The 11,931-nt window shown below is 59.2% G+C and carries 11 protein-coding genes; 7 read left to right on the top strand and 4 right to left on the bottom strand.

Going from position 1 to position 11,931, the window contains the following annotated elements; all coding sequences use genetic code 11:
- Nucleotides 1-37 precede the first annotated feature (37 nt).
- Entirely contained in the window at nt 38-1,495 is a 1,458-nt protein-coding gene (gndA, locus tag HMPREF3149_RS02560) for an NADP-dependent phosphogluconate dehydrogenase (RefSeq protein ID WP_070536373.1), read from the bottom strand.
- Between the two features lie 43 nt (nt 1,496-1,538).
- Here gndA and HMPREF3149_RS02565 point away from each other — a divergent pair, with 43 nt between their 5' ends.
- The gene (locus HMPREF3149_RS02565; protein WP_070536695.1) at nt 1,539-1,985 is read left to right on the top strand and encodes a PaaI family thioesterase; all 447 of its coding nucleotides are present in this window, start codon (nt 1,539-1,541) and stop codon (nt 1,983-1,985) included.
- A gap of 10 nt (nt 1,986-1,995) precedes the next feature.
- Here the strand turns inward: HMPREF3149_RS02565 and corA are convergent, their stop codons facing one another.
- Nucleotides 1,996-3,069: a magnesium/cobalt transporter CorA gene (corA, locus tag HMPREF3149_RS02570; protein WP_042530906.1), complete on the bottom strand. Its 1,074-nt coding sequence runs from the start codon at nt 3,067-3,069 to the stop codon at nt 1,996-1,998.
- A gap of 107 nt (nt 3,070-3,176) precedes the next feature.
- On the opposite strand from corA, the gene HMPREF3149_RS02575 reads away from it, so the two are divergent.
- Nucleotides 3,177-3,779 (top strand): class I SAM-dependent methyltransferase, encoded by a 603-nt coding sequence (locus HMPREF3149_RS02575; RefSeq protein ID WP_042530903.1) that lies wholly within the window; start codon nt 3,177-3,179, stop codon nt 3,777-3,779.
- A 9-nt stretch (nt 3,780-3,788) separates the two neighbouring features.
- On the opposite strand, the gene thiD is transcribed toward HMPREF3149_RS02575, so the two are convergent.
- Together thiD and HMPREF3149_RS02585 are read right to left on the bottom strand one after the other, a co-directional pair.
- Entirely contained in the window at nt 3,789-4,610 is an 822-nt protein-coding gene (gene thiD / locus HMPREF3149_RS02580) for a bifunctional hydroxymethylpyrimidine kinase/phosphomethylpyrimidine kinase (RefSeq protein WP_070536375.1), read from the bottom strand.
- Nucleotides 4,611-4,748: 138 nt separating this feature from the next.
- Nucleotides 4,749-6,092, bottom strand: a complete 1,344-nt coding sequence (locus HMPREF3149_RS02585; RefSeq protein WP_070536377.1) for an NAD(P)/FAD-dependent oxidoreductase — start codon at nt 6,090-6,092, stop codon at nt 4,749-4,751.
- A 183-nt stretch (nt 6,093-6,275) separates the two neighbouring features.
- On the opposite strand from HMPREF3149_RS02585, the gene HMPREF3149_RS02590 reads away from it, so the two are divergent.
- From HMPREF3149_RS02590 to HMPREF3149_RS02610, 5 genes are all read left to right on the top strand, one after another.
- On the top strand, nt 6,276-7,568 hold the full coding sequence (locus tag HMPREF3149_RS02590) for a class I SAM-dependent methyltransferase (protein ID WP_070536697.1): 1,293 nt from the start codon (nt 6,276-6,278) through the stop codon (nt 7,566-7,568).
- A gap of 57 nt (nt 7,569-7,625) precedes the next feature.
- On the top strand, nt 7,626-8,345 hold the full coding sequence (locus tag HMPREF3149_RS02595) for a glycerophosphodiester phosphodiesterase (protein ID WP_070536379.1): 720 nt from the start codon (nt 7,626-7,628) through the stop codon (nt 8,343-8,345).
- A 239-nt stretch (nt 8,346-8,584) separates the two neighbouring features.
- A complete protein-coding gene (locus HMPREF3149_RS02600; RefSeq protein ID WP_246819925.1) occupies nt 8,585-9,559 on the top strand; it encodes a carbohydrate ABC transporter permease in 975 nt (324 codons plus the stop codon).
- Nucleotides 9,560-10,531 carry a carbohydrate ABC transporter permease gene (locus HMPREF3149_RS02605; RefSeq protein ID WP_070536383.1) on the top strand — a complete coding sequence of 324 codons (972 nt, stop codon included), beginning with the start codon at nt 9,560-9,562 and terminating at the stop codon, nt 10,529-10,531.
- 77 nt (nt 10,532-10,608) lie between these two features.
- Complete coding sequence (locus HMPREF3149_RS02610) at nt 10,609-11,919, top strand: ABC transporter substrate-binding protein (RefSeq protein ID WP_070536385.1); 1,311 nt, start codon at nt 10,609-10,611, stop codon at nt 11,917-11,919.
- Nucleotides 11,920-11,931: the final 12 nt, after the last annotated feature.

The following is an 11,931-nucleotide window of genomic DNA, read 5'->3' on the forward strand; positions in this document are numbered from 1 at the left end:
AGGAGGGGCTTGTACGTGTCGTGGCCGATGACTGAGCTTAGTACTCGCTCAAGGAACGGTCACCCGACCACTCGATGTGGAAGGTACCTTCGCGGTCCACGCGCTTGAAGGTGTGGGCGCCGAAGAAATCACGCTGGCCCTGGATCAGAGCAGCGGGCAGACGCTCAGCGCGCAGGCTGTCGTAGTAAGCAAGGGACGACGCAAACACTGGTGCCGGCAGGCCCAACTGGGTTGCTGCGACGACGACGCGGCGCCACGGGTCGATGAGGCCTTCCAACTCGCCCTTGAAGTACGGATCCAGGATGAGTGCGGGCAGGTCAGCATTGTTGTCGTAGGCCTCGCGGATGCGGTCGAGGAACTTGGCGCGAATGATGCAGCCGCCGCGCCAGATAGTGGCTAGATCGCGTGGGTCCACGTCCCAGCCAAACTCTTCAGAGCCGGCCTTAATTTCGTCGAAACCCTGGGAGTAGGCGATGAGCTTGGCAGCATAGAGTGCGCGGCGAACGTCCTCGATGAATTCGGCCTTATCGACGTCGAGTTGCTTGATAGTGCCGGATGGGAGCTGGCCTTCCTGCGCGGCAACGCGCTGTGCGGTGGAAGAGGACAGGGCGCGGGCGAAGACAGATTCGGCAATACCGGTAATAGGCACGCCGAGCTCGAGGCCGTTAATGGCAGTCCAGCGTCCGGTACCCTTCTGTCCGGCGGCGTCCACGATGACGTCGACAAGCGGGGCGCCCGTCTCCGGATCCTTCTGTGCCAGAACCTCGGCGGTGATTTCAATGAGGTAAGAGTCGAGGTCACCGGAGTTCCACTCGCGGAAAATTTCTGCGATTTCCGCGGGCTCCATACCTGCGCCGTAACGCAGCAGCTGGTAAGCCTCACCGATGACCTGCATATCGGCGTATTCGATGCCGTTGTGAACCATCTTTACGAAGTGGCCGGCGCCATCGGGGCCGATGTGGGTGACACAGGGAGTGCCATCAACGTTGGCCGCGATGGACTCCAGGATGGGGCCGAGGGTCTCCCAGGACTCGGCTGGACCTCCTGGCATGATGGAGGGGCCGTTGAGCGCGCCTTCCTCGCCACCGGAAATGCCGGCGCCGACAAAGTGGCGGCCCTTTTCAGCGACCTCCTTCTCACGGCGAATGGTGTCCGTGAACAGCGCGTTACCGCCGTCGATGATGATATCGCCCTCATCCATGGCGTCAGCCAGCTGGTTGATGACGGCATCGGTAGCCTTTCCTGCCTGAACCATGATGATGGCCTTGCGCGGGCGCTCCAGCGAGGCAACGAAATCCTCGACGGTTTCAGACGGAATGAAGTGACCTTCCTCGCCGTGCTCTGCGATGAGTGCACGGGTCTTCTCGGGGCTGCGGTTGTACACCGCAACTGTGTTGCCATTGCGAGCAAAGTTGCGCGCCAGGTTAGAGCCCATGACGGCAAGGCCCACAACGCCAATCTGAGCGAGATCTGTCTTTTCAGCAGTTTGAGTCATGTCCACCATCCTACGTCACCAGAATCGACTAGCCTTGTGTGGCATGGAACACTCTGAAATCTTTGTAAAGCTCCTCGCGGCTGCCCAGTCACGCCCTCTCAACGAGGAAGAACTTGGCCTCATCAACTCCAACCCACAGGGCTTGGCAGGACTGATCGGCCTGCGCTATACGCACATCTCGGAAGACGAGATTCGCTCTGAGGTTGAGGTGGTGCCGGATCACCACCAGCCGTGGGGCGTGGCCAATGGTGGTCTGTACTGCACGATCACAGAATCGACGGCGTCGGTAGGCAGCCTTATCGTGGCGGGCAAGCCGGTGGTGGGCGTTAACAACAACACGGACTTCCTCAAGCCCGTGGCAGACGGGATCGTCACTGCGGTTGCTACCCCCCTTTACAAGGGGCGCCGCACGCAGCTGTGGGAGGTCAAGATCAGCCAGGGTGACGTCCTGCTCGCAGCCTCCACGCTGCGTACGATGACCGTTCAGTAAGCACTGCGGCCTACAACCAGTGGTTGCGGCGGAACCACCACCACATGGCTGCCACAACCAGCACCATGAGGCCCAGTGCTCCGAAGTAACCCCACCTGAAGTGAAGCTCTGGCATGACATCGAAGTTCATACCGTATACGCCGGCTACCAGCGTCGGCGCAGCCCACATGCCGACGACAGCGGAGATGGTGCGCATGTCGGAGTTCTGTTGCATGGTGACTTTGGCCACGGAGGCGTCGATAAGCGAAGTCAACCGTTCATCGAAGCCCGCCACCTGGTCTTTCACCACGAGCTCATGGTCGTTAACGTCACGCAGATAGGAGCGAATTGTCTTCGAGATGAGATCCTTATGGTCGGAATTCATCGCGCGCAACGCCGCCGAAAGCGGATCGATAGCGTGCTTCATCTCGAGGATCTCGCGCTTGAACATGTAGATACGGTCAATGTTGGGCAGCGAGTTGGGGGTGAAAACCTCCTCCTCGAGCTCGTCGACCTCGATGGCGATGAGGCGACAAATCTCGGAGTACCGGTCCACCATCATGTCGAGGATTTTCCACGCCATCGCGACGGGGCCTTGCTCGACGAGATCCTGTTCGTCCTGCACCACATACGCCAGATTCGGCAACTTGGCAGAGTGGCGCACGGTGATGATGAACGTGTCACCAATAATCATCTGCACCTCACCGGTGGAAATGATCTGGCGCTTATCAGTCACTTCATCATGGTCGCGGTAATTCACCGAGCGCGCGACGACGAAGAGCTGGTCATCGTAGCGCTCCAGCTTGGGACGCTGATGCGCTTGGACAACGTCCTCAACGATGAGTTCGTGGATACGAAACTCTGAGGCGACCTTCGTCATTTGCGATTCGAAGGGCTCATAAAGGCCGACCCAGACAAAGCCGCGACCGTATTCTTCGATGGTTTGCACCGCGCTATGCGGCGTAAATTCGCCGGGCAACGCCTCGCCATCGACGAAGACACGGCAGTGCTCGATTGCGCGCTCTACGGGCACGGAGAACGTAGGTGAGGAGCTGGGGGGATCGTTCTTTTTACGTGGCCTAAAGGGCGACGGTACAGACGGCATCGTGGGACAGCCTCCTTCGCGTGTTCTGGGCCCGGGAGGCGTGCTTCCCCGGCGATTTTATGTGAGCGGGTAAAGCTTACACCGTGTGAGGGCATATAATCGCTTTTATGCCTACCTGGAAAGAAGTTACCGCAGCTAACCCGGCCCATTCCCACAATTTTGCACGGAAGTGGAAGACGCTTCGAGCCCAGGGCAAGGACATCGATGGCGAAGCCCGGCTTATCGACGCCATGAGTGAACGCTCCTCCCGTGTCCTTGACGCAGGCTGTGGATCGGGGCGTCTCGGCGGCGAGTTGGCCAAGCGCGGCCACATCGTACTTGGCGTTGACGTCGATCCAATCCTCATCGAGCATGCAGAGCATGATTATCCGGAGGCCGAGTGGCACATCGGGGATTTATCGGAAGATGAGATCCCTGAGGGAAATTTCGACATCGCTGTGGCCGCTGGCAACGTTATGACTTTCATTGCGACCGAGGGCCGCGGGGCCGCCTTGCGCAATGTTTTTACGGCACTGCGTCCGGGTGGGCGTTTCGTCGTGGGTTTTGGTGAGGGCCGTGGATGGGGCTTCGGCGAGTTTCTCGAGCTCGCTCAGCAGGTGGGCTACCGCGTGGACTTTACGTTCTCATCCTGGGACATGAAGGTGTTCAAGGAGAACTCAACCTTTATGGTCGCCGTCCTCGCCCGCCCCGGCGCGGACCTGCTTGGCTAGACAAGCGCGCTAACCCTGCGCCGCAAGCCGGCGCATACGGTGGCCGTGGTCAATCGGGCCATGGCCTGTGCCCACCTGCAGTTCGTCGGCATGCGTAATGGCTTCGTGGAGCCAAGCAGTGGCCCATGTGAGGGCATCATCAAGTGAATCGCCCGCACCCAAGCGCGCCGCCAACGCGGAGGAAAGGGAACAGCCCGTGCCGTGTGTATTTTTTGTCGCCACCCGCGGGCAAGGAACCCGTTTAACCTGGCCTTCCGGGCTTACGGTGGCGTTATCAGCATGCTCGCCGTTGAGGTGTCCGCCCTTCACCACAACCCACGTGTTGTTTTCCCGTGCCCATGTAGAGGCCACGGCGATCGCCTCGTCCAAGGTTTGGGGCTCTGCAACTCCTGCCAGCACCGCCAGCTCCGGGAGGTTTGGCGTGACGACGGTGCAGCGGCGTGCCAGCTCCTGTACTGCACGCTCGGCGTCCGCATCGAGGAGACGATCTCCGCTGGACGCCACCATGACCGGGTCGCAGACCACGGGGACACCCTCCGGCAGCGAGGCAACGAACTGACTCACCGTTTCGGTGATGGGGACAGAGCCGAGCATGCCGATCTTGAGGGCGTCGATAAGCACATCGTCCTTCACCGAGTCCAACTGCTCCTGCAGGAAGCTCACCGGAGGAGTATGAATGCTGCGAACACCCTGGGTGTTCTGGGCCACGAGCGCCGTGACCACCGCCATGCCATAGGCACCGGCTGCCTCGAAGGATTTAAGATCCGCATGGATGCCCGCGCCACCGGTGGGGTCAGTGCCGGCAATGCTCAGGACTCGGGGCAGGGTCATGGTGAAACTCCTTGGGGCTTGGCAACTCTGTTTCTTCTCCACCGTATCTGGGAATGCGCCTCTGTATCTGAGAAAGCGTTGCTGCGGCAGGAAAAAGGGGGAGAGGATTTCTCCTCTCCCCACTGCCGTGAGCCTTATTTAGTGAAGGTCGCGGTCAATGACGTTGCGTGCAACGCGCTGCTGCTGAGTAATCTCCAGGTTGCCGCGGTCACGTGAGACCGCATTGAGCAGCCAGTGCAGGGCCACCAGAACGCGGCTGCGGAAGCCCACGATGTAGGCGATGTGCAGGCCCAGCCAGGACAGCCATGCCGGGAAGCCGGAGAACTCCGTCTTACCCAGCTTGACCACGGCGTTGAAGCGGGAGATAACTGCCATGGAGCCCTTGTCAAAGTAGTCAAACGGCTCAGCCTCATTCGCGGTGGACTCCTCATCGATCTTGGCCTCGATGAGCTTGCCCACGTGGTTACCGCCCTGGATGGCCACCTGGGCAACGCCCGGAAGGCGGTTGAGAGAAATCATGTCACCGACGATGTAGACGTTCTTGTACTCGCCGACGGTCAGGTCCTCGTTGACGGCGACGCGGCCTGCACGGTCGGCTTCCACACCAGCCTGGTCAGCAATGAGCTTGCCCAGCGGGGAAGCGGCCACACCGGCGGACCAAATCTTGGTTGCAGCCTCGATGGTGACCTCTTCGTCGTTCTTCATGTTCTTGTAGGTCACAGCGTCCGCAGTTACGTCCGTCACCATGGCGTTGAGGCGAACATCGACACCGAGCTTCTCCAAGGTGCGCTGAGCCTTGCGGCCGAGACGCTTGCCGAACGGCGGCAGCACCTGCGGGGCGCCGTCGAGGAGGTAAATCTTGGCAGACGTGGATCCGAAGTTCGAGTACTCGCCGGCGAAGGTGCGCTGCGCAAGTTCAGCGATCTGACCGGTGAGCTCCACACCGGTCGGGCCAGCACCAACGATGACAAAGGTGAGCAGCTTCTCGCGCTTTGCCGGATCCTCTTCCAGCTCTGCCTTCTCGAAGGCGGAGATGATGCTGGAGCGGATCTCAAAGGCATCATCCAGGGTCTTCATACCCGGTGCGTACTGGGCGAAGTGGTCGTTACCAAAGTAGGACTGGCCGGCACCAGCAGCGACGACGAGGGAGTCATACTCGTAGGTGCGGGTAGCCCCATCGAGCTCAGCGGTAACGGTTTGGTCCTTGATGTTGATATCAGTGACCTCGCCGTTCACGAAGTGGGCATTGTCCTGGTTGCGCAGGATCTGGCGCGTGGACGGGGCGATCTCGCCCGCGGAGATAACACCGGTGGCTACCTGGTAGAGCATCGGCTGGAAGAGGTGGTGGTTCTTCTTGTCGATGAGGGTGATCTCAACGTCTGCGTCCTTGAGCTTCTTAACGGCATTGATGCCGCCGAAACCTGCACCGATAACAACGACGTGGTGGCGGCCGTTAGCTGGACGGTGGGGAGTGTGCGCCATAGCGATTGGTTACCTTCCTCAGAAAGCTAGAAAATTTTACGCGAGTTAGTCTAAACCTTTCTAGCGGTACATGCATACTTTTTGGGGGATTAACTGGCTTTTTGGGCCGCGCCTCCGTCCCTCCCAGTGCCCCGCGCTTTATTGTTAACGATACGTGTGTGCGATGAGGAGGCTGGCTTGACCGTGTATTCCCACTTGGCTTCGATTGATGCTGAGGCCTGGCCGGGTGTGGCGACTGTGCCGTCCTCACGCCTGTTGCGGTTCTCGGCGGGGCGCGCCGAGTCGGAGTTTGCGCAGGCCTGCGCCAAAGCGGGGGTGGAATTAGAAGGCAACGACCCCGATATCGCTGTGCTTCACGACGCCCTCTTCTCCCGCATCGCCGATTCCGGTTGGCTTGGCCTTGCGGAGTCCTACATGGCAGGGGAGTGGACTACCCCCGATTCAGACCGATTGGTCAAGGTTCTTCTGCGTTTGCTGGGCGTAGGCTACCGCCCGAAGGCAAAAGACGTTGCGGTGGAGGAATCCACTCCAGGTGAACTTCCACTAGATGTGGTGAAGCTGTATGCGGGGGATGCGCTGAGTCATTCCGGCGGAATTTTCGCCAGCGGCGTGCCCACCACTGTGCGCGAGGCCGTGCGCAGCTATAGCGCGCATGCGGGCCGCAAGGAGCCCAAAGAGCACTTCGTCGATGTGACGTCAGTGAGCGAGCCCACCTCGACGGACCGCGAGGATTTGGGTGATGCCCAGCGTCGTTCGGCGCAGTGGCTTCTCGACGCTACCCATACCGGCGCCGGCACACACCTTCTGGTTTATCCCGCCACCGGCCTTCAAGTGGCGGTCCAGGCGGTCGTCCGGCGCGCCACGGTAGACGTGCTCACCGGCGATGAAGAGCAGCGCGCGCTTATCGACGAACAACTGCTCCTCGAAGGAGCCGCCGATTCGGTGCATGTCCAGACGATTAACTCCCCGCTGCCGGATCCGCGGCAGTGGCGCGGTCGCTATGACGCCATTGTGAGCGTGGAGAAGCTTGAGACGTTGTCGCCACAGGAGCGTCGCCGCTTTGTGCAGGTGTTGGACCGTTCCCTCGTTCATGGCGGCCGTGTGGGCTTGGCGTCGCTGTTCGCCACGGAAAAAATGTCCCCGGCGGCACGCTCCGCAGTGCAGGTTATGCGTGGCTATATCTGGCCCGGGCTGGACTATCCTACGCTGGAGGAAACCCACCAGCTCTTTGATAGGCGCTCCAACCTGCGCATTGTGGCGCAAACCCACGTGGGTACGCACTATCTGGAGACCGTGCGCTTTCAGCGCAGTTTCTTCGACGGACGCCTGCGGGAGGCAGCAGCCGCCGGCTTTGACCACGTCTTCCGCCGTCTGTGGACCTTTCAGTTTGCCCTGCGTGAGGCTTTGCTCACCCTAGGTATGTTGGACGCGGTCCACGCCGTGGCAACCCACCGCCACCGCGGCGGGCGCCGTTAGCGGTCTACACTGGGCGGCGCCACCATCACAACCCACCTCGCAGCCTGGAGGAAAAGCATGTCAGACCGCACAGGAATTATCGCACACCGAGGTTATAACGGCTGGTACCCGGAAAATACCCGCCGCTCCTTCGAAGAAGCCCTCAAGCTCGATGTCGCTGGTGTGGAGTGTGACGTCAACCTGACCAAGGACGGGGAGGTCGTGGTCATCCACGACCTGACGGTGGACAGGACATCTGACGGCAGCGGTGCAGTAGGTGATATGACTCTCAAGGAACTGCGCGCACTTAATGTCGGCACCGCTGAGGATCCGCAACGCATCATGCTTCTCGACGAACTGCTTGACCTCGTCGAGTCCTATCCCGGCAAGCAGCTACTCATTGAGACTAAACACCCGTCCCCGTTCGGTGCGGGGCTGGAGGAATCGGTGGCGGAGGTTATGCACAACCGGCAGCTCGATGCCGATCCACGGATTAGCCTGATTTCCTTTGACCCTGAGGCAATTGCCCGGTTCCGAAATCTGCTGCCGTCCCTGCAATCCTTTTTGCTCCTAGAACCGGAGGACGTACGTCCGGCGTCGCGTGAGGGCGCGACAGGTTTCGGGCCTTCCATTCGCCAGGCACGGAGTGAAGCTGATTTCTTTGGCGGCGCTGAAAGCCCGTTATACGTGTGGACGGTGAACTTGCCCAAGGACATGGCGTGGTGCCGCGATAACGGAGTAGAGCTCATGGCAACAGACTTGCCTGAGCTGGCGCTCGAGGTGCTTTCACACAGCTAACCAGCACCAAGCTATGCCTGCATAGACTGCGCGCTTGAGCTGAAAAGGTCTAGCCATAAAAGCAGTGGAGTTCCTTCTTGAGTAGCGCGTGACTCGACCCATTTCACGGCTGTGCATGTGACTGAAACCACTTTTATGCTGAGATTTCGTGGGTCAGCCCCTTGAAATTCGCCCGCAGTTTTTCTTAGCAAAACTTGCAGTCAACTTTTTGTTTACCGCCTTGGTCTAGCTTTCTCTCCATGGCATTATCCAACCCGGCACACGGGCAAATGACTGCAATCCCTGCAGTCACCGAGAAGCCGGTCGTCTCCGAGGAGTACGCGCGTCATCCACGCAAGCAGAAGCTCGACTGGAGACAGATCGGCCTCGCGGCATTGCTCATTGGACCGAACCTTCTCCTTCTCATTCTTTTCACCTATCGGCCGCTCATCGATAACATTCGAATCTCCTTCTTTAACTGGAATATCTCTTCGCCGACGATGACCTTCGTCGGCCTGCAGAACTACATCGACTGGTTCCAAGCGCCGGATACCGGACGCGTGGTGTTCAACACTGTCGTGTTCACCTTCTTCGCAGTGGCCGGCTCGATGGTGCTTGGACTAGCGCTGGCATTACTGCTGGATCAGAAACTGTTTGGTCGCGCGGCAGTGCGTTCGATGGTCTTTGCACCTTACGTTATCGCTGGCGCGGCCATTGGCGTGGCGTTCCAGTTTGTCTTCGATCCTAACTACGGTCTCATCCAATATTTTTTGGGCCTTATGGGGGTTGAGGTGCCCAACTTTTATCAGCAGCAGAACTGGGCACTGTTTATGATCACGGTGACGTATGTGTGGAAGAACGTCGGCTACGTCTTCGTCATCTATCTTGCAGCCTTGCAGGGCCGCCGCCGTGATCTTGATGAGGCCTCGGAGATTGACGGAACACCGGCCGCGCGGCACTTCTTCCGCGTGGTCCTTCCGCAGCTTCGCGGCACCACCTTCTTCTTGTTGATTACTGTGCTGCTCAATTCCTTCCAGGTCTTCGACATCATCAATGCGATGACCGGTGGCGGGCCCTTTGGCTACGGAACTTCCACGATGGTCTTCCAGGTATACCAGGAAACCTTTATCAACAATCGCGCCGGCTATGGCGCTGCCGTGGCCACCATCATGTTCCTCGTGGTGCTAGTCATTACGGTGCTGCAGATCAAGCTGCAGGAAAGGATGGATAAGTAAATGTCCGACAATCGCGCAATTCCGGCGTCCGTACGCGTAGGCCTGCCACAAGCTCAAGGTGAGCTGCCGCCGGTTCCCGGTTCCCAGTCCATCGCAGCGCCCGTCATCACCGAGGCCCAGCGTAAACGCAAAGGCGAGCCAATCGATCACAGCCATCCAGCAACGAAGGTCGTCGGCTACATCGCCCTCGTTCTTACAGTGCTGATGATTTTGGTGCCGCTGTACTTCATCTTTATCACCAGCTTTAAGTCTTTCCAGGACGTCTACTCAGATCCGATTTCCTTCTGGCCAAATCCTTTCAAGGCAGAAAACTACTCCTACGTCTGGCAGACCTCTGGCTTTTCGAGCTACCTGAAAAACTCCGTCATCATCACGCTTGTCCTGACGGTGGTGGAAGTGGTCCTCGGCGTTCTGACTGCCTATGCTTTCGCCTTCATTCGCTTTCCAGGTCGAAATCTGCTGTTCCTGCTCATCATTGCCTCGCTGATGGTGCCCAACCAGATCACCATTATTTCGAACTACTCGCTGGTTGCGTCATGGGGTTGGAGAGACACCTACGCCGGTGTCATCATCCCACTGGCGGGCGTGGCGTTTGGTGCCTTCCTCATGCGCAATCACTTCCAGTCATTGCCCCCGGAGATTCTCGAGGCCGCTCGCATGGACGGAGCGGGATTCTTCACCACCTTGTTCCGTGTGGTCCTGCCGATGTCGTGGCCAACGCTATCCGCGTTTGTCCTCATCACCGTGGTCAATGAATGGAACCAATACCTGTGGCCCTTCCTGATTACGGATACACCGGCTGCAGCCACGCTGCCGGTGGGCCTGACCCGTTTGCAGGACGCGGAAGGCGTCACCAACTGGGCGCCGGTGATGGCTGGCACGGTGCTGACAACCCTGCCCATGATCATTATCTTCCTGATACTCCAGAAGCCGATGATTAAGGGCCTGACTGCGGGCGCAGTCAAGGGTTAGTCCGCCGGCCTGTCATCCCAACGCCCAACTCAATCAAGTCCCCCTCTACTTTTCACTTTTCTAGGAGAACCGCCACCATGTCTCGTAAGACTTCTACCCGCATCGTTGCCGTTTGTGCAGCACTCCTGACCACCGTGTCCCTGACCGCCTGTGCTGGTGGCTCGACCACCGCAGGAAGCGGTTCCAAGGACGGCGGCGACGCCAACACCATCACCTTCTGGTCCAACCACCCGGGTTCCTCCCGCGACTTGGAGCAGGAGCTCATCGATGAGTTCGAGAAAGAAAACCCCGATCTGAAGGTTGAACTGGTCACCGCCGGTTCCAACTATGAGGAAGTTGCACAGCGCTTCAACGCTGCCCTCGCAGGTGGCGACCTGCCTGACGTCCTCGTTGCGTCTGACGTCACCTGGTTCAATTTCGCGCTGAATGAGGCCACCACGCCGCTCGATGAGCTGTGGGAGATGAACGTTATTGACTCTGAGAGCTACGTGGACACCCTGCGTGAGGACTACAAGTACAAGGACAAGCACTACGGCGTTCCGTACTCCCGCTCCACGAACCTGATGTACTGGAATACCGATGACCTCAAGGCAGCTGGTCTTCCCACCGACCGTGGTCCGAAGGACTGGGAAGAGTTCGACGAGTGGGCAACCAAGATCAAGGACAAGCTCGACAAGCCTGCCGTCACCGTACCGGATGGCTCCAACTACCTCGACTGGTACTTCCAGGGCATGATTTGGGCCTTCGGTGGTTCTTACTCTGATGAGTGGGAACCGAACTTTACCTCCAAGGAGTCCATCGAGGCCGGTAAGTTCCTGCAGGACCAGGTCAAGGCCGGTCACATCGAAATCTCTACCGACCCGACCGTCGCATTCGGCTCCGGAAAGGCCTCCGGTCTTCTGGAGTCCACCGGTTCCCTGGGTGGTCTGAAGGAGACGGCGACGATCCCGTTCATTACCACCTACCTCCCGGGCCCGGGCCCCTCGGCAGCCACCGGTGGTGCTGGTCTTGCCGTCCCGGCTGGCATTTCCGACGAGCGCAAGGCTAATGCGGTCAAGTTCATTGACTTCCTGACGAACACCGAGAACACCATCAAGTTCTCCCAGAAGACGGGCTACATGCCGGTGCGCAAGGACGCCCTGGATGATCCGGAAGAGAAGAAGTTCTTGGAGGAGAACCCGAACGCTCAGACCGCAATCGAGCAGCTCAACGAGAACACTAAGCCGCAGGATTACGCACGCGTCTTCGTGCCAGGCGGTGGACAGCGTATTGGTGGCGTTCTTGACCGCATCACTGTGGGCAATGAGGACGTGGAGTCCGCATTCGGTGACCTGCAGAAGGAGACTCAGAGCGTTATCGACCGTGACATCACCCCGAAGCTGAAGTAACTCTTCGCATCG

Origin of the sequence: Corynebacterium sp. HMSC05E07, from assembly GCF_001807225.1 — a bacterium.
Lineage (GTDB): Bacteria > Actinomycetota > Actinomycetes > Mycobacteriales > Mycobacteriaceae > Corynebacterium > Corynebacterium singulare.

What these genes read in the sequence shown, in the direction of transcription:
- gndA (WP_070536373.1), bottom strand. Translation starts at nt 1,495, where the DNA reads ATGACTCAAACTGCTGAAAAGACAGATCTCGCTCAGATTGGCGTTGTG.
- HMPREF3149_RS02565 (WP_070536695.1), top strand. Translation starts at nt 1,539, where the DNA reads ATGGAACACTCTGAAATCTTTGTAAAGCTCCTCGCGGCTGCCCAGTCA.
- corA (WP_042530906.1), bottom strand. Translation starts at nt 3,069, where the DNA reads ATGCCGTCTGTACCGTCGCCCTTTAGGCCACGTAAAAAGAACGATCCC.
- HMPREF3149_RS02575 (WP_042530903.1), top strand. Translation starts at nt 3,177, where the DNA reads ATGCCTACCTGGAAAGAAGTTACCGCAGCTAACCCGGCCCATTCCCAC.
- thiD (WP_070536375.1), bottom strand. Translation starts at nt 4,610, where the DNA reads ATGACCCTGCCCCGAGTCCTGAGCATTGCCGGCACTGACCCCACCGGT.
- HMPREF3149_RS02585 (WP_070536377.1), bottom strand. Translation starts at nt 6,092, where the DNA reads ATGGCGCACACTCCCCACCGTCCAGCTAACGGCCGCCACCACGTCGTT.
- HMPREF3149_RS02595 (WP_070536379.1), top strand. Translation starts at nt 7,626, where the DNA reads ATGTCAGACCGCACAGGAATTATCGCACACCGAGGTTATAACGGCTGG.
- HMPREF3149_RS02600 (WP_246819925.1), top strand. Translation starts at nt 8,585, where the DNA reads ATGGCATTATCCAACCCGGCACACGGGCAAATGACTGCAATCCCTGCA.
- HMPREF3149_RS02605 (WP_070536383.1), top strand. Translation starts at nt 9,560, where the DNA reads ATGTCCGACAATCGCGCAATTCCGGCGTCCGTACGCGTAGGCCTGCCA.
- HMPREF3149_RS02610 (WP_070536385.1), top strand. Translation starts at nt 10,609, where the DNA reads ATGTCTCGTAAGACTTCTACCCGCATCGTTGCCGTTTGTGCAGCACTC.